The sequence below is a fragment of the Streptococcus parasanguinis genome, assembly GCF_901875555.1.
Lineage (GTDB): Bacteria > Bacillota > Bacilli > Lactobacillales > Streptococcaceae > Streptococcus > Streptococcus parasanguinis_H.
Genome location: NZ_CABFMD010000031.1, coordinates 113377 through 138066, shown reverse-complemented (window position 1 = coordinate 138066; position 24690 = coordinate 113377). Strand labels below are relative to the sequence as shown.

Below are 24690 nucleotides of genomic sequence, written 5' to 3'. Positions count from 1 at the left end.
GAAAAGGTAAATACAAGGAGGTGAGTACGTTGGCCAGAGGTCGTGGAAAAGCAAGTCCTCAAGACAAAGAGGCATTACGGATTATATCGGAAAAAATTAGAGAATTACTGAAAGAACAAGGAAAAAAACAGATCGAATTATCTCGTATTACTGGAATTCCTGCTAGCACCTTGACTGGATATGTAAAAGGAACTTCTCTTCCCGTTCCTGAAAATTTGGAGAAGATTGCTGCCTTTTTTCAGGTAGCAGTTGCTGAAATTGACCCTCGATTACGCAATGATTTTGTGGTCATTGATTCAGAAATTGAACGATTGTATAAACAGCTCGATGAAGGAAATCAAGAAAATCTTCTTTCTTACGGAAAAAGTCTCTTGACCCATCAGAAAGAAAGACAGAAAATTGAAAAACAATACCACTCATATTCTGTCTATGATTCTTTTGCAGCTTACCAAAATCAGAAGCAAGCTGATATCGTTTGGTTTGATCAAAAGATTCCTTACGATTTGGCTTTTTGGATTCATACGGATTCTCTAGAGCCCAAATATGAAAAAGAAGCTGTTGTGTTAGTCAAGCAAACCTACTACGATCAGGCAGGGGCTATTTATGCCATTGACTTTGATGGGCAGACCTTGATTAAGCGTGTCTTTCGTGAGGCCAACGGTATTCGACTGGTTTCCCTCAATAAAAAATATAGTGATCAGATCATTCCACTGGATGAGGAACCTGGAGTGATTGGAAAGGTTATAGACGGCTTTATTCCTCTCGAGCTGGAGGAGATCAAATGATTAAATTAATTGCGATTGACTTAGATGGGACTCTTCTTCACGAAGACAAGTCCCTTTCAAGAGCCAATATTGAAGCCCTTCACCAGGCCCATGAAGCCGGTTATGACATTGTGATCTGTACAGGCCGTCCCTTATCAGGTGTACGTCCTATTTTTGAAACAATTGATCTACCTGAGGGCGACTATTACATGATTATCAATAATGGCTGTACAACCTTGTCTACTCAGAATTGGGAAATCATTGGCAAGGAAGAATTAAGCCTTGAGGACATGCACCGGTTGCATGTTTTGACGAAAGATTCAGACGTCCAGCTGACCTTATTTGACATGGATCATTACCTAGTAGTCGCACCTGAAGCCAGTGAACTGGTTACGATGGATGCCAGCATCGTAAATAGCAAACCGACACCTGTCTCAGAAGAGGATCTCCCCAACCTTGTTCCGATTTTTCAAGCTATGTACGTGGGTGAGCCTACTGCTATTGATGCCTTCCAAGCTCAGCACGAGGCTGGATTAGAGACGGACTTCAACACCGTTCGCTCGCAGGACATCTTATTTGAAGTACTACCAAAAGGTGCCAGCAAGGCATCTGCTCTTCAAGCATTAAGCCAAACATTAGGCTACAGTCGAGACCAGGTTATGGCTCTTGGAGATGCTAATAATGACCTTGAAATGCTTCGTTTTGCTGGCTATAGCGTCGCTATGGGAAATGGCAATGCTGCAGTCAAGGAAATAGCTGACTTCATCACCTTGACTAATGATGAGGATGGCGTGGCCCATGCTATTCACAAATTAATTGAAACTGAAAAAGGAGAATGATTATGAAATACGCAAATCTGTTGGATCGTTTTATTACCTATGTAAAGGTCAACACACGTTCAGACGAAAACTCTACAACCACTCCAAGTACCCAATCACAAGTTGATTTTGCAACCAAGGTCTTGATCCCTGAGATGAAACGCGTGGGTCTTCAAAACGTCTACTATTTGCCAAACGGTTATGCTATTGGAACACTTCCAGCTAATGATCCAAGCTTCACCCGCAAGATTGGCTTTATCTCTCACATGGACACCGCTGACTTCAATGCAGAAAACGTCAATCCTCAAATTGTTGAGAATTATGATGGGGGTGTGATTGCTCTAGGAGACTCTGGTTTCACACTGGATCCAGCTGACTTTGCCCATTTGAACAACTACAAGGGACAAACCTTGATCACGACGGACGGTACTACTCTTCTAGGGTCGGACGATAAATCTGGTATCGCTGAAATCATGACGGCTATCGAATACCTGACGGCTCATCCTGCAATCAAACATGGGGAGATCCGTGTCGGCTTTGGTCCAGATGAAGAAATCGGCGTCGGTGCAGACAAATTTGATGCGGCAGATTTTGATGTAGACTTCGCTTATACGGTTGACGGTGGTCCGCTTGGTGAGCTGCAATACGAAACCTTCTCAGCAGCTGGAGCTGAAATCACCTTCAAGGGACGCAATGTCCACCCAGGTACAGCCAAAGGTCAAATGATCAACGCCCTTCAACTGGCCATTGATTTCCATAACAAACTCCCTGAAGGAGCACGTCCTGAATTAACCGAAGGCTATGAAGGCTTCTACCACTTGATGAACATTGAAGGAACTGTTGAGGAAGCAAGTGCCAGCTACATCATTCGTGACTTTGAAACAGAAAGTTTTGAGAAACGCAAAGACCTCATGCAAGCTATTGCCGATCAGATGAATGCTAAACTTGGTAGCGAACGCGTTCTCCTTACCCTCAAAGATCAATACTACAACATGAAGCAAGTGATTGAAAAAGATATGACGCCGATTACCCTTGCTCAGGAAGTCATGGAAGATCTTGGAATCACGCCAATCATTGAACCAATCCGCGGTGGGACAGATGGCTCTAAGATTTCCTTTATGGGAATCCCAACACCAAATATCTTTGCCGGTGGCGAAAATATGCACGGTCGCTTTGAATACGTCAGTCTTCAAACCATGGAACGCGCTGTTGATACCATTATCGGTATTGTGACCAAAAAATAAGTAACAAAAAGGATTCGGATAGATTGTCCGGATCCTTTATTGTATTGTAGAAAGCTTAATAATATCTTTGACCTGATCAATGGTCTGAATCAGTTTAAGACTTGTCTCATTGATAGGAAGATAATAGACTTTATCTGCCAATGATTCTGTAAAAGGACGATTGGTGAGTAAGATCACCTGTTGTCCTTTTTCTTTCACCTGCTTTCGCACCTTTTGGTAAAAACGCTCATCGCGGATTTCTAGATCATCCACCAAGACACAAGCAGCATCCAAACCGAATGATTCATTGGTCCCGTTATGGGTCAGATAATAGGCTGCTCCCGCTTTGACCTCATATAAGCCAGCTGATGGCTCAACCGGAAGAAATGCTGGACTTGTATCAGCCTCTACTCCTTTTTCTAACTCCACTAGATTGGCCAAGACCTGCAAATAAACAGGTGCTAATTTACTCAAATCCAAGAGTTCTTCAAACTCAAAACCACGTTTCAGTGCCTCTAAGCTATAGAAGAGCCGATGGGGCATATGACGAGCTATTTTTTGGATTAACTCATCATCGCTCATTTCCTCAGGAAAAATCGTCAGCAAGTTCTTATCTTTAAGGGTTTCTAGGGCTTGTTGGTAGGCTTCGTCTATTCTCTTTCCAAATCCATAAACTGCCCCATAAGAGTGAATTTGGGTATTGAGACGGGCATTTTTAGCAGCATCCGAAAAAATCGGGATCTTAAAGAAGATATAGTCCAAACTCGGTTCGTAAACGGCCTTTAGATCCTTTAATAAGGGGTGAGGCAAATGCTCGAGAGAGCGCCCCAATTGCAGCTGCACGCCTTGCTCAAACAAGGAATAGCCCAAGCCCATAGAGGCTATCGAGATACTATCTGAAGCAAATGGATTAACCTCTAAGATATAAAAAGCGTAGCTTGTCGGATCCAAGGCAAACTTAATGGAGATGGCTCCTGTTAGCTTCAAATAGCGACTGATGTGGATCGCTGCTTCACGAAGATTTTGAAACTCCCGGTCAGTCAGAGTGACCGCTGGCATAAATTGGTAAGAGTCACTTGAATGGATCCCAACAGGATCAATGCTTTCAATAGAGGCCGCCAAGTAGTGATTGTCTTCACGATCCCGCATGACTACAAAATCCAGTTCCTTAAAGCCATAAGTCGAAAACTCCAGCAAACACTGCTGACTTGGAGAGACCGAAAGTCCCATTTCTACAGCTTCGCATAAATCATCCAGGTTATGAGCGATCTTTCGCCCTTGCCCTTGCTTACTCGCTACTGGCCAGATCATAATAGGAAATTGAATGCCTTCAGAAAACTCGATAGCTTCTCGAACCGAACCAATCAGTGCTGAAGCCGGTACCTGATAGCCCAGCTCTTGAAAGAGACGTCGTTGATCTGCCTGCTGATAAAAGTTCCTGTAGCGTTGGAGGCTAGGTCCGACAATCGTAATCGATACTTCTTTGAAAAAACCAGTTTCTTCCAAACGAAATAAGAGATTCAAAATCTGTTTATCCGCAAAAGCTAGGAGCAAGCGAGATCCAGTATAAGAAAGAAGAGTCATCCTAAGAGCATCCAGCTTGAGCTTACAGACTACAACTATATCTGCAGCTTCTTGGGTAATAGCATTTTCTTCGCCCAGATAAAGGACAAGAGCATTCCCATCCTTGGCATTGAGTTTTTGTGCTTCATTTACCGCAGCTAAAAGGCTAATATCCTGATAAGAATCTCCACACAGGAGAAGCAATTTCTGGTTTTGTTTCATCATTCCTTCTCCCTTCTACTTTCGTGAATTTTTGCATCAATCAACTCTAAAAATTCATCGTAAAAATAGAGATTTTCTCTTGGACCTGGACTAGCATCTACTTGGAACTGTACCCCTAAAATTGGTTGGTAACGATGACGAAAGGCTTCAATACTATGGTCATTGACATTTTCATGTGTGACCAATAAATCATGGGGCAGACTGTCCCTCGCTATACTATACAAGTGATTTTGACTGGTTATCTCGATTTTTCCTGTCGCAATTTCACGCACAGGAATATTTAAACCGAAATGCCCAACTTCCATGGGAGCTAGCTCAGCCCCGTAAGCTTGTGCTAACAACTGAGCTCCCAAGCCCATGCCCCAGATCGGAATCTGACCATTGAGCTTTTTAATCAAGTAGCAGAGTCTTTTCACCTGATGGGGATCGCCAGGCCCACTGGATAAAATAACCCCATCAGGTTGCTGTTCCATCAGTTCATCATAAGAGATATCATAGGGATAGACTGTCACATTACAGTCCCTTTGACTCAGCTGGCGTAAGACAGAGTGCTTGACCCCTAGATCAATCAAGGCAATACTCTTTCCAAATCCAGGTACAGCATAGGCCGTTTTGGTCGAGACTTGACGCACTTGGTCTTTTGGAAGGACTGTCGCACGCAACTGATCCAAGATATGCTCGATCGAATCTCCCTTGTTAATGACAGTCGCCTTCATCCGTCCATACTTGCGGACAATTTTTGCCACCTGCCTCGTATCAATCCCTACAATCCCAGGGATTTTTTTTCGCTTCAAGAATTCATCCAAGGTCATCTGTTGCCGCCAATTGCTCGGCATCTCCACTAGATGCTGAACCACTACCGCTAAACAAGTGGGTGTAATGGATTCAGAATCATCCCGATTGATCCCTGCTGCGCCAATAACCGGGAAGGTAAAGGAGAGAATCTGGCCACTAAAAGCCTGATCCGTGAGCAATTCTTGATAACCTGTCATGGCTGTGGTAAAGACCAACTCACCAGTCACATATAGGTCTGCACCAAAGGCTTCTCCTTCAAATACAGTCCCATCCTCTAGAACCAATAATCGTTTCATTGAACCCCTCCCTTCTATTACACTACTCCAATTTTATCACAGTTCCTCAAAAAAAGGAAAGTCAGATTCCATGTAGTTGTCTACTCTGTCCTCTTTCTTTCCTTTCAATGAATTGTCAGTTATCTTATTTTGCTCCGCGACCTTTAAGGACGGCTTCAATGATGGCCATACGGACAAAGACACCATTGGTCATTTGTTCTACGATGCGAGATTTAGGAGCTTCTACCAAGTGGTCCGCAATTTCAACGTCACGGTTCACTGGTGCTGGATGCATCAAGATCGCAGTATCTTTCATACGGTCATAACGTTCTTGTGTCAACCCATGAAGACGGTGGTAGTTTTCTTTAGAGAAGAGTGATTCGTAATCATGACGTTCGTGTTGCACACGCAAGAACATCATCACATCCACTTCTTCAATAACTTCATCGATCGTCACAAATTTTCCATAATCTTCAAATTCTGCACTTCTCCATTCGTCTGGACCTGCAAAGTAGAGGGTCGCACCCAAACGTTTCAAAATTTGCATATTTGATTTTGCCACACGTGAGTGATCCAAGTCCCCAGCGATACAAACTTTCAAGCCATCAAAGTGACCGAATTCTTGGTAGATGGTCATCAAATCAAGCAAGCTTTGGCTTGGGTGTTGACCTGAACCGTCCCCACCATTGACGATAGAGGCTGTGATCGTTGGACTTTCAACCAATTCTTTGTAGTAGTCTACTTCAGGGTGACGGATGACACAAACATCCACTCCAAGAGCTGACATGGTTAAGATGGTATCGTAAAGTGTTTCCCCTTTGTTCACAGAGCTTGTCTTCACATCAAAGTCAAGGAGATCACATCCCAATTTCAACTCTGCCACTTCAAAGGCTTTGTGGGTACGAGTTGAAGGTTCAAAGAAAAGGTTTGAGATGATGTGTTGGTCTTCGTAGGATGCTTTAGCTCCGTTTTTGAACTCAATCCCACGTTTGATCAAAGCCATTACTTCTTCATTGGTAAGAGTTTCCATTGAGACAAGGTTTTTAAGAGCGATTTGATTTTCAGACATGTTGATTCTCCTTTTAAAATGTGAATGCAAATAGTTTACAATTTGTTTAAGCTTCTTTGATGAGGACGCGGTCTTGGCCGTCTAGCTCCACCATTTCGACAATGATTTCCTCTGACTTACTAGTCGGGATATTTTTCCCAACAAAGTCAGGACGAATCGGCAACTCCCGATGCCCACGGTCGACTAGAACCGCAAGACTTACTCGAGCAGGACGACCGTGACTGACCAGATTATCAATGGCAGCGCGAATCGTGCGACCTGTATAGAGGACATCATCGATCAAGATGACTTCTCTATGAGCGATATCAACTGGTAAAACCGTCGTATCTTCTGTTGCCTTCATATCATCTCGGAAAGGCTTGGTATCGAGTTCTGCAACAGGGACATCAATTTGTTCCAGCTGAGAGAGGCGTTCTTGGATCCGGCGAGCAATGTAAACACCGCGCGTCTTGATTCCCACCAGCACAATCTGGCTTAAATCTTTGTTTCGTTCAATGATTTCGTAGGTGATGCGGGTAATGGCCCGTTTCATCGTCAAATCATCAACGACTTCTTTGGTTTTCATTCAGTCCTCCTTAGTTGTAAAAGAAAAACCTCCTTTTTCAAGGAGGTTCAGCAAATGAATGGTCTAAGAGGATATAGTCTCGCCCTATACTCCTAGCCATTGTTTTTCACAGTCTCCTTGCCTGACTCACGGGACAGGATTAAAGGATTTATTTAATTGAGATAACTATATCACAGTTTCAAACGACATGCAAGAAAAAACTCAACATTTTTTAAAAAAATTTAAAGATATGACTTTTCGTCTAAATAATGTTCGGTTTTTACTGAAAAACAGCCTATTTCCGCTTGATCTTCTTAATCCCATAGAGGACATAGCCAGCCAAGAGGTAGGCGATAAAGATGATCACCACCCATTTACCAACAAAAGCCCAGCCGTATTTATTGACATTGATAAAGAAATAAGCAAAAGGACTATCTTTTGCACCTGGAATCGGCCACTTCAGGACCAAACCATTGAGAAGAGCAAAGAGCATATAAGCAAGGGGAATCAAGGTCCAAAGGAAAGGATCGAACTTGCGGTATTGCTTGGCTTTATCAATCACTAGGGTATCAAAGAAGAACATCAAAGGAACAATGTAATGACAAAGGAAGTTTTCCAAACGATAAAACTTCTCTGGTGTCGCAAGAGGCGCCAACATAAAGTGGTAGATAACAAAGGTAATCATAATAGCCATGGTCACTGCCCCCTTCATGCGAAGGTAGCCCTGGGTCTGGGTCGAACGACTACGAAGCATGCGCCAGACCATATCTCCCATGAAAAACATGACCAACATGTTTGACAAAATGGTGTAATAAAGCATCATACCAAAGCCACCATGCTTGGTCAGTTGCAGATAAACGCCGAGCACACTGAAGATAAACAATAGAAAACGATAGATAAACAATAGTTTGAATTTCATAGTATTCTCCTGAAAGAAAAGGGGCTAGCCCTTCTTCTTATCTTTAGATCTTCTTCACAAATTCTGATTTGAGTTTCATTGCGCCAAAGCCATCGATCTTACAATCGATGTTGTGGTCGCCTTCTACGATACGGATGTTTTTCACGCGCGTTCCTTGTTTCAAATCCTTTGGTGCACCCTTGACTTTCAAATCTTTGATCAAGGTCACCGTATCGCCATCAGCCAATTTGTTTCCGTTAGCGTCAATCGCTACGACACCCTCTTCTTCTTCGACCTCAGCCGGGTTCCACTCATAAGCACACTCTGGACAGACCAAGAGCGCCCCATCTTCATAGACATATTCAGAGTTACATTTTGGACAGTTTGGTAGGTTATTCATTTCCATCTCCTTAGCAAAATTAACTCCCATAGTATACCATGAATGAGAATATTTGACAAATCTGGCTTGACTGTATAAAAAGGAGACAACTTGGCCTCCTTACATGGATGATATCTTTCAATCTTCTTGCAATTCTTGAATATCCCGAATCACGCGCACGCCTGCTTGATTCTTCTCGCTCAGTTCAGCATCAGAGTATGGGAAGGTATTGATCAAGATACTCTCCATACCGATACTTTGGGCAACGGCGACATCAGTCGTAAAGTCATTCCCCACCATGACCGTTTTCTCAGGGTTCAACTGGTGTTCTTTCAGCACTTCCAAGAGGAACTCTGGCTGAGGTTTGCGAATACCTGCATCTGATGACAAGTAAATGGCATGGAAAAGTTCTCTCAAGCCTACTAAATCAATCTCAGGATTTGTAAATTCTGCTTGGGCATTGGATAAGAGATAAATCCGGCAACCTGCAGCTTTCATATCCTCTAAAACCTCTTTCGTGTGTGGATAAAGCTCCAATCGTTTGCGAGAAAGGACACGGAAGGTCCGTGCAATCAAACGTCCCCACTCTTTGAGGTGGGCAACACTGTTTCCACTAGGATGACTTTCTAAATACAATTGCACAAAAATGACCGTCAGATCAATCTCAGGATGGGCAACTTGTTTTTCCTTGGCTAAGTCTTCTTCAGCTTGTTGCACCAACACCTTATAGCGGGCCTTCAGGCTTTCCCCTGTATAATTAGCCCCATAGGATTGGTAGATCTGGGCCATGGTATCCCATAAGACTGGACTGTCCTCATCGGTTTCAATGTCGACCAAGGTTCCATAAAAATCAAAAATATAGTTTTTAAATGCGTACTTGTGCGGATTCATCTCTCACTCCCGTAACAAACAAGGTAAAGGTTGCCTTGCAGACATTGGCGCCGTCTTGATTGGTAATATCGACATCCACAACGCGAGTCGTGCGCCCACTGTGGACACATTCACCATGGATGGTCAGGACATCCCCCAGACGTCCTGCTTTCAAGTAATTGATGGAGGATTGCAAGGTCACACCATCGACCCCCTGAGAAACCACGACCAAGCCACTGACTTGGTCACACAAGGTAAAGAGATAGCCTCCATGCGCATTTCCATAATAATTGAGCGAGGAATCAACGACCTTGGTTGTCACCACTACATGGCCATCTCTCATCTTTTCGATTTCGTAATTTTCAAATGCAGCAATTGCATCAAAGTGAAAATCTTTCATATACTTGCCACCTTTTCTAGCATCTTTTCAACTCCTCTATCATACTACAATTAAGATCTAGATACAAGCGAAGGAGCAATTCCTTAGAAACAGAAAAGGAGACTCCAACTAAGTAAGAAGACGATACTAGGAACAATGTATTTTCGTGGGTGCTTCCAACATTCCCTCTTTAAAATCCATGTTCTTAAAGGGAAATAGATTTCAATAAGTAAGTGCAAAAAAGCTTCCATTACTGCTAGAATCATGACTCCTAGTAAAAATAGAATCCCCAAGTCATGCATGACCACCATTTTTAATAATAGAGCAACAAATAGATTCACAGCTAAGAAATAAGTCAGCAATACACGGTAATACATCAAGTAAAAGAAGCGACTCTTAGGAAGGGACTTAACATGATCAATCAAATCTTTATCCGCGGAAATGAGGGTGGTTAATGGCGTATTGACAGAAGCCATCGTTAAAAGAATGATAATTTTTAAAGATGCATCATAATCCTGTATCAGAATGAGAAGTAGGAATATGAGAGTAAAGACAAAATTGATGGAAAAATAGCGCTCTTGAAATAAGGAAAGCCAAAAATAATTGCCACTTCTTCTCTTTGCGACGAGCAACTGATCATTTTTTGAAATCGCGACCAGGTCCTCATTTTTAAAAATTAAGACAGCAAGGAGGGCTGACAGTAAGATCATATAGGACACTTGTTGGACCCATAAAGAAGAGACTGTAAGAACAGTCGTTACAAAAATGAGCACCCCTCCAAGAAAACTGGGCCTTGTATTGAACTGGATAAAGACATAAAACACACTCAATACCACCAGTAAAGATAGGAGGACAAGCTTAAAGGATTGTGGCAGGTCTAACTTGACTCCCAAAAAGAGGATCAATAACAGCACGCACTCTAACAAATTGAGAAGAAAGGTTACCGTCAGAAAAGAACCTTTGAAACGATTGAGAGACAACGGAAGCTGGTAATAGGCCTGGACCCTGTCCATCGAAAAGTAGGAATAGAGCAATTGAAAGGTTGATAGAGCAGTGACAATAGCCGTACTGATCAATAAGATTTGAAAGCTCGTAGAAAATTTGGCCCCAACAAGATGGTAATAAAGAGCAAAGGCTAAGGAAGTCAAGAACAAGATGAGCCGATTTTTGGATACCAAATCTCTAAAAATTGCTAGTAGCATGCTCTACCCCCTCTGACGATTGACGACATGAAACCAATCTTCTAAATTCGATTCGATCGCGTCTAGGTGACCATCTTCAATAGTATAAGCTGTATCACAGACTCGAACGATACTCTCTGCGATATGCGAACTCATCAGAATAGCGCCTTCTTCTTTATACTGCAATAGTAAACCATATAGAAATTCTGTCGCATCAAAATCTAGGCCATCAAATGGTTCGTCCAAAATAAGGAGGGGAGGTTTGAGATAAAAAGCTGTGATCAAGAAGACTTTCTTCTTATTTCCCGTTGACAAACTACCGATATCGGTGTTGAGAAATTCTTCAAAATGAAAACCTGAGATCAGGTCCTGCAATAACGTTTCATCTTTCTTTCGATGATACAAACGACAGACAAAATTAAAATAGTGAACAAAATCCCAGTTTAAAAAACTATTGTTTTCAGTAAAAACTGTATAGGTACGGCTCTTATAGAAATTCGTATGAAAGGAGGTCACCTTATCTTCTAAGGTAACAGTCTCAACTGCATACTGCCGATGATCAAAAACACTACTTAAAGCTTTTAGCAAGGTTGTCTTCCCAGCTCCATTTCGTCCAATCAACCCTACTACAGAATGATTGGGTACAAGCAGATTCGTGTCTTTTATAACGGGCTTGTCTTTTTTATACCAAACATTTAGCCCCTTGATGTTTAAACACTCACTCTTCATCGACGCACTCCTTTATAAAGGTAAGAAGCCCCAACTAAAAGCAACAGCAAAGCGTATAACCATTCCTTTTGAAAGGCAAAGACTAAGGCACCGATCAAGAAGCAAATTCCTATAAGGATTCTAAATTGTAATTTCATATCTTGCCTTCTTTCTATTCACAGTATGAAAGATTACAATTGTATTTTATGCTTATACTATAGTACTTTTTTAAAGCAGATTCAAGCACGAATGGAACATTCTCAATGCTTTAGGCACATTTTATCTTTGAAGATAAAAAAGAACTAGATATTTCTAGCTCTTTGTTTAAAATCTTAATTTTCAATCATGTTAATCTTTATCTACTTTTAAATAATTATAGAAGTTAATTACAGTAGATAAAAAACTCAATAAACAAATGAATTGAATCAATATTTTAACAGGCTGTCTAACATTGTTCATTTGTGTCAATATGATAAAAGAAGAATTTATAAAGATGATTAACTGTAGCAATATATTTGTATAATTAAATTTCATTTTTGTTCACCTTTTATTTCTAAAATATGATCAACTTGGTTATAGATGTCAGGAGAGTGAGTAGCTATAATTATAATTTTATTTTCTTTCTTTAAGCTCAATATTAATTCTATTATTTCTTCACTATTTTTTTGATCTACAGATGCAGTTGGTTCATCTGCTAATATAATTGGTGAATCTTTTAAAATTGTTTTAGCTAGAGCTACACGTTGAGCTTCTCCTCCTGAAAGAGTATATATTTTACGATTTAGATTTACATCAAGATGAACTCTTTTTAAAGCTTCATTCATTTTCTTTTGCATTTCCAACTTGCTTATTTTTTCTCCAATAAAAGCCAACATTAAGTTTTCTTGAATCGACTTATTTTCGATAAGACCAAAATTTTGAAACAAATAACTAAGATAATTTTTGAAATAATCCTTTTCTTTAATATTATTTAGATTAATATCATTTACAATTATTTCTCCAGAATCAGCTTCTTCTAATTTACCAATAATATTTAGTAATGTGGTTTTTCCAGCACCAGACGCACCTATCAGAGCATAAGAATTCCCTTCATAAAAATTATAATTTAAATTCTCTAGAACAATACGGTTATCGAATCCTTTATTTATATTTCTTAATTCGATCATATTAAGCTCCTTTTAGAAATAAAATATTTACTCTTTTCTCTTTAATTAATTGAAATGCAAATACGATAAGCAACAATAATAAGTATACAAACGGTACTAATATTAGTAAAAATGAAAATCTTAAAACAATTGTACAAATACCAATTAGAGTAAAGCACGTAATAAGTAATCCAAGATAAACTCGATGAATACATAATTGGTTTTTCCCAGCCAAACGTTCTATAAAATGTGTCCTCCTTTCTTGATAAAAATAAATACTATTCATCAAAATGAATAATAAAAATGAGGTAGTAATACTTAAAACAGTCGTAGCAAGTAAAAAGTATTTTCTTGTTACTATCATATCAATTCTTTTCTCAATAGATAATAATCCACTAGTAAGTGAACCGAAGGAAGCTGTCAATTTATATTTTCGAATTAACGTAGTTACTTTTTCAGAATGGTTAACTATTAAGAACGAGGTTGGCAATAAAGCATAGTTAGGTTTTTCCACAACAATAATTGGATCATGGACCATTGCTTCATTGGAAAATTGCCTCCCAATTAAAGAGTAAACTGGATAAGTAAACAAATCACCACCTTCGTATATGAAACTAGCAATTTTGGAATTTGGTTGGGTATCTTCGACTAATGTTTCCTTAGATGAAAATCCCCTTTTCTCAAAATACTCCCATTTATTCTTTAATTGATCAAATATATTTTGATAACGATTTGGAATTAAAATCATTTTATCATATGTTTTCATATCTTTTAGAAATAATTTTGCTGAGTCAGATAACTTAATTTTATTTACTGCAACGTAGTTAGCATTAACATAAATTACATTTGAAGAATAATCTGAAGTTGGTTCGAAATTCTTATTATCTTTGTTCGAAATCAACATATTATCTAACATGTCGTTTCTATAAATAATCGTAGTGTTGTCAGATAACTCATTAAAAAATTTTTCTTTTTGATCTTGTGAAACACTGTCGCCATCTTCTAAAGAAGTTATCTCATAATATTCAGCATTCCTTTGCCAATGACTTTTTCCTACCTCTAACGATTCAACTTCTTTAGTTATTGAAATCATTCCATAAACACAGAACATAACAGAAAATAAAGTAAATAGCTGTATTAGGATCGTCATAACAAAGATGAAACCTAGCGGAGCCTTTCCTTTAATTGATAAAATAATTGGTTGGTGTTGAAGAATATAATAAAAACAATGTGAAAGAAAAAAATTAACGATAAATATTAATAAGGCCCAAACAAACACTGGTACTAAGATTATCAACAGAGCTAGAATCGAAAATTTTCTTAAAATGATTAATGTACTAACAATACCAAGTATAGAACATATCAATAAACATAAGATAAAAATACTATCGTTTTTTGTTTGTTCTATAGCAATCGCATGCTTTCCTTTGCCAGAAACTCTTAATATTCCAACCTCTTTCATGCCAGAAACTTGTTGAGCTAGTATTAAAGAGATATAGGTAATTAAAATCCCAATTACGATCAATACTGATTGTGGAGTATTCAATAGTAATCGAAATAGAGAAGTCTCATAATTAGTTGGCAAAACTCTAACAGTGGCATTAAGCTGCAATAATCCTTCAGCTACTTGCTCCGCATTCATAGAACCACTCACAACAACATAAACTGTATTGTATGAACTATTTTCTATTAATTCATTATCCGTTTGCTGCTTTAGCTCTTTAGGTAAATTTTTGGCTCCAATTGGAACATATGTATTTTGTATTTGTTTGTTAGACTCATCGACAGGAGCAACAATTCTTCTTGCTAGAACAATATCGTTTTTAGCTACAAATTCATTAATTTTATCAGAAAAATCGACAGGAGATTTTTCAACAACTATTACATTTCTAAAACCAGCAAAAATCTCGTTTTCATTTGTATTGATGAATAACAAGCCAATTAAACAAATCAAAAGAAAGGAAATAATTAATAAAATTTTTTTAAACTTACTATACATCCTGTACCTCGCTTTTAAAAAGCTCAACCCTAATGTATTCGACAAAATTTTTAAAAGAGGAGGGGTGCTCCTCCTCTTACTTATCTATGAAATTCATGATATTCTAACTTATGAATACCAAATACATATTGTAGAACAAATAAAATCGTTAATTTGAGTAAAAACCGGAAGGATTATAGTAAAATGTTGCTGGATCCCAAAGAGTCCCTATAGATGCTTTAGCCCAAACACCAGGGCCAGCATTTCTAAAATTTTTAATTCCATTATTTGCATTCACAACCTTTGCACCATGATTTTTATGGTCATGCTTATAGTGAGAATATGCATTATTCCATCCATAACCATAATCCCAAGTACCATCATGTACTATAACTCTATCTGCATATGAAATTGAAGCGATCGACAAAGTTGCAGATAATATGATAATCGTTAACAGTTTAGAAATCTTATTCATAGCATTTCCCTCAATTTCTTATAATCTTAGCAATAATTAAAATTTTATATTGTACATAATAACCAGCTCCAATCATACAAAATTATCTATATTCTTATTACTCATTAATATAGATGAAAATTCAATTGTTGAAATTCCTATCATAGAAGTCTTTGGAATGTATCACTCCTGGATCTATACCTTCTACTTTATTAGAAACATATACAGTACCAAAAGTAAATAACAATAAACTAAACATAATTGAAATATTTCTAAAAAGCTTCTTCATCACTTGTAACCCCTTTCATTTTACAAGTGAATTGTATCACTTTAAGCATTCATTGTCAATAATTAATATTATTTTTTTGTTATTTTTTAAAGTTATATACTATAGTTATTTCTTTACATGATAATTATATCTAAAAAAACCTCGCCTTTAGGCGAGGCCGTAGATAAATACATAAACAATTGTATTGCAACCACATTATTAAATTAAGTTATTTTTTATATAGTTTTCTATAGTTAGTGCCATTTTCTCATTTCCAGATAAACTATACAACGTCTCAGATAATTTAAAATATTTTTTCACTTCGTCTTTTTTTGCAAACCCTTCACTTACGTTACCTAATAAACAGAATAAGTCCGGTAATAAATAAAAGTGATTAAATTTTTTACAAATATCGATTGTTTTCACAATTTCAGAAATTGCTTCTTTGATTTGATTATCTATCCATAAATATCGACAGTAATTATAACGCACTTTAACTAATAATTCAAAATTCTCCATTATTGATATATTAGATTTTTCGAGTGGGATTATGATTTTTTGATACATTTCCCCACTTATTTTTTCATTTTCTAAATCTATATAAGAATAGAAATTAAGAAGACTGTTTAGAAACATAAAATAATCTCTATCTGATTCTGACATTTTATTTAATAATGTTTCTAACTTCTTTATAGCCTCCGTTTTTTTATTATCACAATGAAAAAGAATAATTGATTCTATCCATGAAAGGTATGATTGATCATACAACGGAAGTTTATGTTTTTTTTCTTTTTCTAGATTATATAAATACTTTAGAGAGAAATAATCTCTTTGATTTAATAATTTTTTTGATAAATCTATAAAATTTCCAAGCGTAGAACTATCCGCTAAAATATTCTCATCAAAAAAATATTCCATAGGTACGTTAAGTTTCTGAGCTAATTTATAAAGAATATCAGATCCAGGATTATACTTTCCTTTTTCTATTCGACTTATTTGTCCCTGTTTACAGATTCCCTCAGCTAATTCTGATTGAGACAACTTCAATTCTAATCTTCTACTTCGAAATCGACTTGCTAATAATGTCATTTTCCCACCTCCTGATCCATATCTACGCAGGTGTATTTTATCATTATTTTAGATAATGTCAATAATATATATTTATTTATTGATATTTCTTATAAAAGTTGTTTGGTTCTTAAATAATTTTTACAATTGAATCTTATAGACAATATTATTCTTACTTTGAAACAGCTATTTACAATATTTATCTTTGTCATTATTAAAAATTCTAATAACCCACAATTTATCATTTGAATAAATCCTTAAAATCTTAATTTTTCCCAATCATCGTCTGTCCGTTTGCGATAATAAAACTCAGACAAGTCTGAGTCTTCCATCACTTCCAGCAGAGGAAGCATGTCGTAGGATAAGTCCAACTTTTCTAATTGGTCCTTCTCAACCCAAGAAACTTCTCCTTCTTCAGACGATCTTAGCTGGCCTGTAAATTCTGTCGCTTTGTAGCAAAAGACAATATAGCGGCCTCCCTCGTCTGGCTCCCAGTCTTTAACTGCGACCAGTTTTGGATTTGTAATTGTAAGTCCTGTCTCTTCGTAGACTTCACGAATGACGGATTCAGCAATACTTTCTCCTTCTTCGATATGGCCTCCAGGAAAGGCATAACCAGACCATTTCTTGTAGCGCTCAGGTGACCGGTATTGGAGGACTACTTTATTCGTTGTACAGTCTTCGATCAGACATAGATTTGTTAAAATGGTAGATGTTTCGCGTGACATATATTTCCTTTCTATGGATTTACCATCCATATTCTCTTTATTTCACTTCTAGCTTCATGATGAAGGGATTGACCAGTTCATAGTAATCACGACTCCGTATAGGGATCGCTCCATGGGGAATTTCAACATAATTCCCTCGTATCTCCGCATTATGATGGATTGGAGGGATTATGGTATAAGCTGAATCTGTAAAAGACACTTGGAGAATGAGCCAAATGAAAAATGCTAGAATGACACTCAAAAATTGTAAGATTAGATGAAAAAACTTGAACTCTCTCTTTTTATAAAAGATAGACCAAAGATGGAAAACAAGAACTAGAAATAAGAAATCAAACCAGAGACAACTAAGTAGAGGAGTAAATGATAGACCAAAAAAACTAGTATTACTTCAATAACGAAAAAAGCTAAGAAGAATAAATAAAACATTTTAAAACCATTTAACTGCTTTAGCATAGAGAAGTCCTCCTAATTTAGAAAAGATGTAACTAACTAGATTATAAATCTAATCCATAACTACGTCAATGTGCATTGAATGGATACCTTCATTTAAGATTTTTCACTTCCGCCTCTGGTGGGTTGCAAATCTCAAGGGACAAAAAACTAAACATTCAGGACTGAAAGTGGAGTTCTCGCCTTAAATAATGATCAGTAGAATATGAACCCCCAATCGTAACCAATGATCAATGAGAGGCGTTTCCGGATTACTATTTTTACTATCTAAGAATAGGCTGAGCGATAACAAAAGTAAAAGAATGGTAATAATTATTTTAAGAGACAGCATCATACCGCCAATAGCAAGAGCAGCTAGAAAGCCAAAAAATGGCAAAGGGCTAAATAAAAATGACAATAAACTAAAATAAAGCATAAACAAAGATAGAATCAATAGGCCATAAACAATCAAATAAGTAAAAATAGAAACTCTTTGACCTTCTCTTTTCATTTTTGAAATTGAAGAAATGACATAGATCATATAGATAAAAAGCAGCATATTGGACGATTCCTATTTTTTTATAGATTATATTGATAGTTTAACTGAATCCGATTCAAAACACAACTAAAGACAAGAACAGGATCAAAGTTTCTTCACTTCTGCTGACACCTTTTTGAGATGCTTCTCTCGCATGCTATCGGTATTCACATCCCGGCCGACTTCACCTAGTATGCACACACGCTTAGTTTTAATTCCACAATGATTCAAGACAGCATTTTTCAAAACAGAAATGCCATAACTATCTGGAACGTTCAGAGGGCCTGAAAAAATCTTGTACCACCAAGTAGGCGCCATGGAGGTCGCATAAATACTGGCGGTTTTTCCTTTAAGCAACTTCTTGAATTGCTTGCCTCTAAGGTAATTCCAGATGAAGCTTCCTTGATCATTGGCCGAGTAGGCAATCCCCGGTGTAAAGACCCGATCGATCCAGCCTTTCATAAGGCTCGGCATACTACTCCACCAGATGGGATAGACAAAGATCAGGTGATCCGCCCACTGGATCCATTCTTGAGAACGAAGGATAAAGGAATCTTCCTCCATCCGCTTTCGATAACCGTAGCGAAGAACCGGATCAAAGTCTTCTTCATTGAGACTAATAGTTTTAATCTCATGCCGGCTTGTGTCCAAATTGCTTACAATTGTTTGAAAAATTGCCTGACAGTAACTTTCTGGATCTGGATGCCCATTGATGACTAAAATCTTCATTCGTCTTCTCCTTCATCTCTTTGGTTCATTCTATCTCTTTTATTTTTTTATTTGATGAATTGATAATGGTTCAAAGATTGATAGATACGTCCTTTAGGAATTTTTATTTGAAGAACATATCATCCGCAATTCCTTAATAGGTTTTCCAAGTTCAAGTATTTTTTCTTGGCCATCAAAAGTAAAGCCCATTTTTTGATAGAAAGCAATGGCTCGCTTATTCTCTTTCAATACCCATAAATAAATCTCAGAGAAATGATCGAGAACAGCAAATGCAGCATGCATTAACTGTTTACTCACACCTTTTCCATAGTAATCTTTTAAAACATATAGGGCAATGATTTCACCAGCTTGAATGGTCTCATCACGGTAATTTCCATAGCTGATAAATCCAACGACCTTCTTTCCATCCATCGCAATCAAGGTATTTTCTGGATATTTTTGACTAAAGAATCGACATTTTTCTAATGTCATCGTCTCCTGAAAATCCGCGGGTAAAAGATCGTCATAAGCCTCTCTCCACGTTTGCCAATGAACGAGAGATTTTCCTTCTATCTCTTCAGGAGTTTCCATCTGTTTGACAGTGATTACCATTTGCTTCCTCCCATTCTTCTCTCAAAATGCCGTATTTAATACTATCATAATAAACACCTTGATAATAACGAACTTTTGGAATATGAGCTTCTTTTTTCATTCTTAATTTTTCAGCCAATTTCATCATACCAAAATTTCCTGACCAAGTTGTCAAACCAAGATGCTCCAACTCCAAGTAATCCTGAAATGTCCGATCTATCCACTGTAGCATAGCAGCTTTTCCAATTCCAGAGTTCCAAAATTTGTTATCATAAATACAAATTCCCAATTCCATCCATCTTGTTTCTTTACATACCCAGTAGCGCGAAACAGTCCCAACTAGTTTATCATCAACAAAAATACCAAGGCGATTTGAGTTGTTTAGAGTGGATTCTAATTTTTGTAGTTTAAATTCTTGAAAATTAGGAAAATACTGATAATCGTCATAATAGGGAGCGTCATACTGCTTCCAAATTGGATTAGATTGTGAATAAGCAATTTCCCACAAAGGCACCAAATCTTCTTCTATTAGTTTTCTTAAATCGATCATATTTATCCCTCAATCCAAGGCCTTGACTTCCAACATCATATCGCGGATCTGTGCTGCCAGTTCGAAATCAAGCACTTCGACGGCTTCTTGCATTTGCCCTTGCAGTTTCTTGACCAGTTCCTTACGCTCTTGGCGGTTGAGACTGGTGATATCCACTTCCTTGTCTTCTTCCTTGGCCACAGCCTTGGTAACAGAGATCAGGTCACGGATTTCCTTCTTAATGGTTTGTGGCACAATGCCATGCTCTTCATTATAAGCCATCTGAATCTGACGACGGCGGGCCGTTTCATCGATGGCTTTTTGCATGGATTGGGTCATGGTGTCCGCATACATGATGACATGGCCTTCACTATTACGGGCTGCCCGTCCAATAGTCTGGATAAGCCCACGCTCGTTACGAAGGAATCCTTCCTTGTCCGCATCGAGGATAGCCACTAGACTCACTTCTGGTACGTCAATCCCTTCGCGAAGGAGGTTAATCCCGACCAAGACATCAAAGACACCCAGACGCAAATCACGGATAATCTCCGTCCGTTCCAAGGTCTTAATGTCCGAGTGCATGTATTTGACCTTGACACCCATTTCTTTAAAGTAGTCGGTCAAGTCTTCTGCCATCTTCTTGGTCAAGGTGGTGACAAAGGTCCGCTCTCCACGTTCTACACGCGCATTGATCTCACCCAAGAGATCGTCCATTTGTCCCATGGTAGGGCGTACTTCCACTTCTGGATCCAGAAGACCAGTCGGACGAATAATCTGCTCGATCACGGTATCCGTCTGTTCCATCTCATAGTCACCTGGTGTCGCTGACACATAGACAATCTGGTGGACATGGCTTTCAAACTCCTCACGACGCAGAGGCCGGTTGTCCAAGGCAGACGGCAAACGGAAGCCATAGTTGACCAACATCTCCTTACGTGAGCGGTCTCCATTGTACATGCCCTTGATTTGGCCCATGGTCATGTGGCTCTCATCGATCATGATGAGGAAATCTTCTGGGAAGAAGTCAAGAAGGGTGTACGGTGGCTCTCCTTCACTCCGGCCATCCATGTGACGAGAGTAGTTTTCGACACCATTAGTGTAGCCCATCTCACGAAGCATTTCAATGTCATACTCAGTCCGTTGCTTCAGGCGTTGGGCTTCTAAGAGCTTGCCTTCTTTTTCAAAGACTTTCAACTGCTCTTCTAGTTCCGCCTGAATCTTGGCAATGGCCACTTCCATATGGTCGTCATTGGTCACGAAGTGAGTTGCTGGGAAGATCGCTAAGTGGTCCACATCTCCTAGAACCTGGCCGGTCAAAGCTTCAATCTCACGAATCCGCTCAATCTCATCCCCGAAAAACTCGACTCGAAAGGCATGCTCATCACGAGAAGCCGGGAAAATCTCCACCACATCCCCACGGACACGGAATTTCCCCCGTTGAAAGTCGATGTCATTGCGCTCAAACTGGATATCTACCAAGTCGTTCAGCAATTTATCACGAGAAATCTCCAGACCCGGACGCAGACTCACTACGCTATCCGCGTATTCCTTAGGTGAACCCAACCCATAGATACATGAAACAGACGCAACTACAATGACGTCATTTCGTTCTAAAAGAGCGGAGGTTGCTGAGTGACGAAGCTTGTCAATCTCATCATTGACCGAGCTATCTTTTTCGATATAGGTATCGCTCGATGGCACATAGGCTTCTGGCTGGTAGTAATCGTAGTAAGAGACGAAATACTCGACCGCATTTTCAGGGAAAAATTCCTTGAACTCCCCATAGAGCTGGCCCGCTAGGGTTTTATTGTGCGCGATGACCAGAGTCGGCTTATTGACCTGGGCAATGACCTGGCTCATGGTATAGGTCTTCCCCGTACCAGTTGCCCCCATCAAGATTTGGGCCTTCTCGCCCCCCTCGATATTATCCACCAACTGCTCAATGGCCTGCGGTTGGTCCCCAGACGGTTGGTATTTTGACACGAGTTTAAATTTGTTATTTACTTTTCTATCTATCATGAATGTTCCTTTCGTTTATATAGTCATTCATTTCTTGGTCTGAGAAAACCTCTCCTCTATCCACGGGAATTCGTATGATTTGGGTCTTCTCAACATACTTACGTTTCCTTGGTAACTGAAAACCGAGCTTTTTATCGTATGTGATAGCCGTCTCACTATCTTTGAATAGAATCATCAGAACCCGGTATCTTTTTTTATCATCCAATTCGGATTGGTAGTCAAAAAAGTATTCAATCCGCTTCAAAAAATAAAGAAAAGATGATAAACGCTTGATATCGGCTATGTGACTTGACCAATCTTTCATGACAAGGTCGATATCAGATAAGGGGATTTCAAAGGTTTTTCGGCCAAAAAGTTTCCCATAATAGGTGAAGGTCTGCTCATCTACTTCTATCAATTTCTTTGTTTTTCTAAGATTCATCATACCATCTACCGCATAAATACCAGCGTATAATGGAAACAAAAGAAAGAAAAGGACAAAGAGCTTACCAAAATAATCCTCATACAAAGAATCATTTAAAAGGGAAGAAATAATCAAGCACAATGGAACGAGAGAAAAAAACATGCCCCATGCAATTTGAACTTTAAGCAGGCCTCTGTCAAACTTAACAATCATCTTTTTCCCCTTTCAAGTAGTTCTTCTTATTTTAGCATAAATCACCAAAATTCTCTGTGATGGGGAACGACAGAGAAATACAAGATGTAACAAAATAATCCATCAATTCAGTACATGTTTAATTTACAATATAATAAATTGGACACGCATTAGCATAAAAACTAAACAAGACTCTCGCAATTACTTCGAAAGTCTTGTCTTTTATTCTAAAACCATGAAATACGTAACAAGAGGCTGGGACAAAAGTCATAGCCTCTTAATTGTTTTTGGATTGTCGAGCAAGACGCAGTGGTTGAGTGGGCTCTACTACGCTGATTTCATCAGCTTTTACAGCCCTACTCAACTGTGCGGAGGTGGGACGACGAAATCGAATTCTAACGAATGACCGATTTCTGTCCCACTCTCCCAAAATTAGAAAAGTTTGCTCATCACTATCATTTTTATTTACTACTTAACTTCTTGATTCCTTACCAAGAAGTAGAGAGTTGCTCCAAGTGAAAATACAAATCCAATAACGTAAATACAGAGTTGCAGATAGGAAGCTCTCCCTAATATGGTATCTGCAACAATATTATAAAATAGGTAACTAGTCAATGGTTCCACTACTCTTTCTATGAATGGTTGTACTAAAATAGGAAATAGCAATAAAATAGCTAAACTCCCCATTGGACTTTTGAAAAAACAGCTTAAGAAGTAAGAAATCAAAAAGTATTGGATGGAGCCAAACAAATAGAAACTGAAGATTTCTAAACTGACACCATTTTCGCTCCTATATAATTGAAACCATATAAGCAGTACAATGAAATATAAGGTTGATTGTAGTACTACATCAAATAACTCTACGAACAGGATCCTAATTGAACTTAGGATCCTTTTTCCACTTACCAAGTAAACTAGTTTTGTTTCGTGTGATTGTAACTCAACAAATGCATTAACACACCCAATACTAACAGAAAGCATTGAGGCAAAAACAAGAGCTTGCTTTATAGATAATTGTACAACAGTATCATTGATTGAAACTGGTAACACACCGAAGAGACACACAAAACCTATCAAAAGTGACTGTATAGCTATCTGGTACTTTACGGGTTTTAAACTATATTTTTTGACGATAAGACTAAATAATATTCTTGCCATTCTTCCTCCTCATTCGAATCATTTCTACAACCATTATGAACACAAAGAACAAGATCCCTTCTACTACTAAAAGTGTAAAGCCGTACAATTGGCTCGTTTGAGTCCCTTCAATTCGACCAAATGCAAATGACTTTGCCCCAATCAAAGGCAATAGATTTTCTATTTTAGAGGAAATTCCTCTTAGAATACCTGATAAGGTGATGACCAATAATAAAACGTCTGCAATTAATGCAGTCATTGATTTTTTCGTTACGATTACGAAAAGTAAAGTTAATAAAGTAAGAACGATTGCAAATATCATAACTCTTACCGTGACATCTAAAAACAATGTCAATTCTAAAAAATTCTTTAGAGTTGAATCCAGAAAAACGAATAAAATAACAGCGTTTACTATAGAAAATATTAAAGTAGAAAGTAACGATAGAACAATCGAACTTGCAATAAACCCAGTAAGACGAACTTTCCAGTTAGGAATCAATAACTGGCTATAATAATCATCACCAAATTGATAATGGGTTGAATAAACAAGTGAAACAAGAATTGGCAAGAAAATAACACTTGCTTGGTAGGGTGAAGATAAGAGAGCATCCCTGACTGTATAGACTGGATTCGAGGATAACATAGATGGATCAAGGTTAACCGCTTGTCCATTTCCTTCTACTAAGGCATTTATCACCTGGATATTTTGAATTGAAAAAAATATGCTGACTCCCAAAATAAGAAAGAAAGTAACTCTAAAAGTAGGTAAACTACTATATTTATAAAGGTCACTAAAAAAGGAACGCTTCAACAAA

26 protein-coding genes are annotated in these 24690 nt (G+C 38.3%); 3 read left to right on the top strand and 23 right to left on the bottom strand.

Translation table 11 applies throughout. The annotated features are described in order from the left end of the window. The first annotated feature begins 29 nt into the window (after nucleotides 1-29). From JX304_RS06885 to pepT, 3 genes are read left to right on the top strand one after another with little or no spacing between them, the layout of a single operon-like run. Complete coding sequence (locus JX304_RS06885; protein WP_205011833.1) at nucleotides 30-785, top strand: LexA family transcriptional regulator; 756 nt, start codon at nucleotides 30-32, stop codon at nucleotides 783-785. Then, nucleotides 782-1603 (top strand): Cof-type HAD-IIB family hydrolase, encoded by an 822-nt coding sequence (locus JX304_RS06880; RefSeq protein ID WP_205011832.1) that lies wholly within the window; start codon nucleotides 782-784, stop codon nucleotides 1601-1603. The genes JX304_RS06885 and JX304_RS06880 overlap by 4 nt, the downstream gene beginning before the upstream one ends. A gap of 2 nt (nucleotides 1604-1605) precedes the next feature. Continuing rightward, nucleotides 1606-2826: a peptidase T gene (gene pepT, locus JX304_RS06875; RefSeq protein ID WP_205011831.1), complete on the top strand. Its 1221-nt coding sequence runs from the start codon at nucleotides 1606-1608 to the stop codon at nucleotides 2824-2826. 36 nt (nucleotides 2827-2862) lie between these two features. On the opposite strand, the gene JX304_RS06870 is transcribed toward pepT, so the two are convergent. The 23 genes from JX304_RS06870 to JX304_RS06760 form a co-directional block, all read right to left on the bottom strand. Continuing rightward, the gene (locus JX304_RS06870) at nucleotides 2863-4593 is read right to left on the bottom strand and encodes a carbamoyl-phosphate synthase large subunit (protein WP_205011830.1); all 1731 of its coding nucleotides are present in this window, start codon (nucleotides 4591-4593) and stop codon (nucleotides 2863-2865) included. Beyond that, nucleotides 4590-5681, bottom strand: coding sequence for a carbamoyl phosphate synthase small subunit (locus JX304_RS06865; protein WP_205011829.1), 1092 nt, complete (start codon nucleotides 5679-5681; stop codon nucleotides 4590-4592). The genes JX304_RS06870 and JX304_RS06865 overlap by 4 nt, the downstream gene beginning before the upstream one ends. Nucleotides 5682-5805: 124 nt before the next feature. Beyond that, nucleotides 5806-6729, bottom strand: a complete 924-nt coding sequence (locus JX304_RS06860; protein WP_205011828.1) for an aspartate carbamoyltransferase catalytic subunit — start codon at nucleotides 6727-6729, stop codon at nucleotides 5806-5808. A gap of 46 nt (nucleotides 6730-6775) precedes the next feature. After that, nucleotides 6776-7294 carry a bifunctional pyr operon transcriptional regulator/uracil phosphoribosyltransferase PyrR gene (gene pyrR, locus JX304_RS06855; RefSeq protein WP_003001719.1) on the bottom strand — a complete coding sequence of 173 codons (519 nt, stop codon included), beginning with the start codon at nucleotides 7292-7294 and terminating at the stop codon, nucleotides 6776-6778. Nucleotides 7295-7568: 274 nt separating this feature from the next. Continuing rightward, nucleotides 7569-8192: a Pr6Pr family membrane protein gene (locus JX304_RS06850; protein WP_205011827.1), complete on the bottom strand. Its 624-nt coding sequence runs from the start codon at nucleotides 8190-8192 to the stop codon at nucleotides 7569-7571. Between the two features lie 43 nt (nucleotides 8193-8235). Beyond that, on the bottom strand, nucleotides 8236-8571 hold the full coding sequence (locus JX304_RS06845) for a zinc ribbon domain-containing protein YjdM (RefSeq protein WP_003016288.1): 336 nt from the start codon (nucleotides 8569-8571) through the stop codon (nucleotides 8236-8238). Between the two features lie 117 nt (nucleotides 8572-8688). Beyond that, nucleotides 8689-9441: an HAD family hydrolase gene (locus tag JX304_RS06840; RefSeq protein ID WP_205011826.1), complete on the bottom strand. Its 753-nt coding sequence runs from the start codon at nucleotides 9439-9441 to the stop codon at nucleotides 8689-8691. Beyond that, a complete protein-coding gene (locus JX304_RS06835; RefSeq protein WP_205011825.1) occupies nucleotides 9416-9820 on the bottom strand; it encodes a PaaI family thioesterase in 405 nt (134 codons plus the stop codon). Before JX304_RS06835 ends, JX304_RS06840 begins: the two co-directional genes overlap by 26 nt. A gap of 83 nt (nucleotides 9821-9903) precedes the next feature. Further along, entirely contained in the window at nucleotides 9904-11001 is a 1098-nt protein-coding gene (locus JX304_RS06830; RefSeq protein ID WP_205011824.1) for a hypothetical protein, read from the bottom strand. Between the two features lie 3 nt (nucleotides 11002-11004). Further along, the gene (locus JX304_RS06825; protein WP_205011823.1) at nucleotides 11005-11709 is read right to left on the bottom strand and encodes an ABC transporter ATP-binding protein; all 705 of its coding nucleotides are present in this window, start codon (nucleotides 11707-11709) and stop codon (nucleotides 11005-11007) included. A gap of 509 nt (nucleotides 11710-12218) precedes the next feature. Further along, complete coding sequence (locus tag JX304_RS06820; RefSeq protein ID WP_205011822.1) at nucleotides 12219-12854, bottom strand: putative bacteriocin export ABC transporter; 636 nt, start codon at nucleotides 12852-12854, stop codon at nucleotides 12219-12221. A gap of 1 nt (nucleotide 12855) precedes the next feature. Further along, the gene (locus JX304_RS06815) at nucleotides 12856-14832 is read right to left on the bottom strand and encodes a DUF1430 domain-containing protein (RefSeq protein WP_205011821.1); all 1977 of its coding nucleotides are present in this window, start codon (nucleotides 14830-14832) and stop codon (nucleotides 12856-12858) included. A gap of 148 nt (nucleotides 14833-14980) precedes the next feature. Beyond that, nucleotides 14981-15286, bottom strand: a complete 306-nt coding sequence (locus JX304_RS06810) for a lactococcin 972 family bacteriocin (protein ID WP_082937485.1) — start codon at nucleotides 15284-15286, stop codon at nucleotides 14981-14983. Between the two features lie 466 nt (nucleotides 15287-15752). Beyond that, on the bottom strand, nucleotides 15753-16622 hold the full coding sequence (locus JX304_RS06805; RefSeq protein ID WP_205011820.1) for a helix-turn-helix domain-containing protein: 870 nt from the start codon (nucleotides 16620-16622) through the stop codon (nucleotides 15753-15755). 236 nt (nucleotides 16623-16858) lie between these two features. Further along, nucleotides 16859-17329 carry an 8-oxo-dGTP diphosphatase gene (locus tag JX304_RS06800; protein ID WP_205011819.1) on the bottom strand — a complete coding sequence of 157 codons (471 nt, stop codon included), beginning with the start codon at nucleotides 17327-17329 and terminating at the stop codon, nucleotides 16859-16861. A gap of 634 nt (nucleotides 17330-17963) precedes the next feature. Further along, nucleotides 17964-18317 carry a diacylglyceryl transferase gene (locus JX304_RS06795; RefSeq protein WP_205011818.1) on the bottom strand — a complete coding sequence of 118 codons (354 nt, stop codon included), beginning with the start codon at nucleotides 18315-18317 and terminating at the stop codon, nucleotides 17964-17966. Nucleotides 18318-18401: 84 nt separating this feature from the next. Beyond that, nucleotides 18402-19025: an NAD(P)H-dependent oxidoreductase gene (locus JX304_RS06790; RefSeq protein ID WP_205011817.1), complete on the bottom strand. Its 624-nt coding sequence runs from the start codon at nucleotides 19023-19025 to the stop codon at nucleotides 18402-18404. Between the two features lie 93 nt (nucleotides 19026-19118). Further along, nucleotides 19119-19616, bottom strand: a complete 498-nt coding sequence (locus JX304_RS06785; RefSeq protein ID WP_205011816.1) for a GNAT family N-acetyltransferase — start codon at nucleotides 19614-19616, stop codon at nucleotides 19119-19121. After that, a complete protein-coding gene (locus JX304_RS06780) occupies nucleotides 19582-20145 on the bottom strand; it encodes a GNAT family N-acetyltransferase (protein ID WP_205011815.1) in 564 nt (187 codons plus the stop codon). Before JX304_RS06780 ends, JX304_RS06785 begins: the two co-directional genes overlap by 35 nt. Nucleotides 20146-20154: 9 nt before the next feature. Beyond that, complete coding sequence (uvrB, locus tag JX304_RS06775) at nucleotides 20155-22143, bottom strand: excinuclease ABC subunit UvrB (protein WP_205011814.1); 1989 nt, start codon at nucleotides 22141-22143, stop codon at nucleotides 20155-20157. Then, nucleotides 22133-22759, bottom strand: coding sequence for a hypothetical protein (locus JX304_RS06770; protein ID WP_205011813.1), 627 nt, complete (start codon nucleotides 22757-22759; stop codon nucleotides 22133-22135). The genes uvrB and JX304_RS06770 overlap by 11 nt, the downstream gene beginning before the upstream one ends. Before the next feature lie 447 nt (nucleotides 22760-23206). Further along, nucleotides 23207-23896, bottom strand: a complete 690-nt coding sequence (locus JX304_RS06765; RefSeq protein ID WP_205011812.1) for a hypothetical protein — start codon at nucleotides 23894-23896, stop codon at nucleotides 23207-23209. Beyond that, the gene (locus JX304_RS06760) at nucleotides 23877-24689 is read right to left on the bottom strand and encodes a hypothetical protein (protein ID WP_205011863.1); all 813 of its coding nucleotides are present in this window, start codon (nucleotides 24687-24689) and stop codon (nucleotides 23877-23879) included. The genes JX304_RS06765 and JX304_RS06760 overlap by 20 nt, the downstream gene beginning before the upstream one ends. Nucleotide 24690 lies beyond the last annotated feature (1 nt).

Excerpts from the sequence above, each read along its gene's own strand:
- JX304_RS06830 (WP_205011824.1), bottom strand. The coding sequence starts at position 11,001 with ATGCTACTAGCAATTTTTAGAGATTTGGTATCCAAAAATCGGCTCATC.
- JX304_RS06860 (WP_205011828.1), bottom strand. The coding sequence starts at position 6,729 with ATGTCTGAAAATCAAATCGCTCTTAAAAACCTTGTCTCAATGGAAACT.
- JX304_RS06770 (WP_205011813.1), bottom strand. The coding sequence starts at position 22,759 with ATGATTGTTAAGTTTGACAGAGGCCTGCTTAAAGTTCAAATTGCATGG.
- JX304_RS06805 (WP_205011820.1), bottom strand. The coding sequence starts at position 16,622 with ATGACATTATTAGCAAGTCGATTTCGAAGTAGAAGATTAGAATTGAAG.
- JX304_RS06800 (WP_205011819.1), bottom strand. The coding sequence starts at position 17,329 with ATGTCACGCGAAACATCTACCATTTTAACAAATCTATGTCTGATCGAA.
- JX304_RS06785 (WP_205011816.1), bottom strand. The coding sequence starts at position 19,616 with ATGGTAATCACTGTCAAACAGATGGAAACTCCTGAAGAGATAGAAGGA.
- JX304_RS06845 (WP_003016288.1), bottom strand. The coding sequence starts at position 8,571 with ATGAATAACCTACCAAACTGTCCAAAATGTAACTCTGAATATGTCTAT.
- JX304_RS06780 (WP_205011815.1), bottom strand. The coding sequence starts at position 20,145 with ATGATCGATTTAAGAAAACTAATAGAAGAAGATTTGGTGCCTTTGTGG.
- uvrB (WP_205011814.1), bottom strand. The coding sequence starts at position 22,143 with ATGATAGATAGAAAAGTAAATAACAAATTTAAACTCGTGTCAAAATAC.
- JX304_RS06815 (WP_205011821.1), bottom strand. The coding sequence starts at position 14,832 with ATGTATAGTAAGTTTAAAAAAATTTTATTAATTATTTCCTTTCTTTTG.
- JX304_RS06790 (WP_205011817.1), bottom strand. The coding sequence starts at position 19,025 with ATGAAGATTTTAGTCATCAATGGGCATCCAGATCCAGAAAGTTACTGT.
- JX304_RS06850 (WP_205011827.1), bottom strand. The coding sequence starts at position 8,192 with ATGAAATTCAAACTATTGTTTATCTATCGTTTTCTATTGTTTATCTTC.
- JX304_RS06765 (WP_205011812.1), bottom strand. The coding sequence starts at position 23,896 with ATGGCAAGAATATTATTTAGTCTTATCGTCAAAAAATATAGTTTAAAA.
- JX304_RS06880 (WP_205011832.1), top strand. The coding sequence starts at position 782 with ATGATTAAATTAATTGCGATTGACTTAGATGGGACTCTTCTTCACGAA.
- pyrR (WP_003001719.1), bottom strand. The coding sequence starts at position 7,294 with ATGAAAACCAAAGAAGTCGTTGATGATTTGACGATGAAACGGGCCATT.
- JX304_RS06865 (WP_205011829.1), bottom strand. The coding sequence starts at position 5,681 with ATGAAACGATTATTGGTTCTAGAGGATGGGACTGTATTTGAAGGAGAA.
- JX304_RS06835 (WP_205011825.1), bottom strand. The coding sequence starts at position 9,820 with ATGAAAGATTTTCACTTTGATGCAATTGCTGCATTTGAAAATTACGAA.
- pepT (WP_205011831.1), top strand. The coding sequence starts at position 1,606 with ATGAAATACGCAAATCTGTTGGATCGTTTTATTACCTATGTAAAGGTC.
- JX304_RS06825 (WP_205011823.1), bottom strand. The coding sequence starts at position 11,709 with ATGAAGAGTGAGTGTTTAAACATCAAGGGGCTAAATGTTTGGTATAAA.
- JX304_RS06820 (WP_205011822.1), bottom strand. The coding sequence starts at position 12,854 with ATGATCGAATTAAGAAATATAAATAAAGGATTCGATAACCGTATTGTT.
- JX304_RS06795 (WP_205011818.1), bottom strand. The coding sequence starts at position 18,317 with ATGCTGCTTTTTATCTATATGATCTATGTCATTTCTTCAATTTCAAAA.
- JX304_RS06810 (WP_082937485.1), bottom strand. The coding sequence starts at position 15,286 with ATGAATAAGATTTCTAAACTGTTAACGATTATCATATTATCTGCAACT.
- JX304_RS06840 (WP_205011826.1), bottom strand. The coding sequence starts at position 9,441 with ATGAATCCGCACAAGTACGCATTTAAAAACTATATTTTTGATTTTTAT.
- JX304_RS06870 (WP_205011830.1), bottom strand. The coding sequence starts at position 4,593 with ATGATGAAACAAAACCAGAAATTGCTTCTCCTGTGTGGAGATTCTTAT.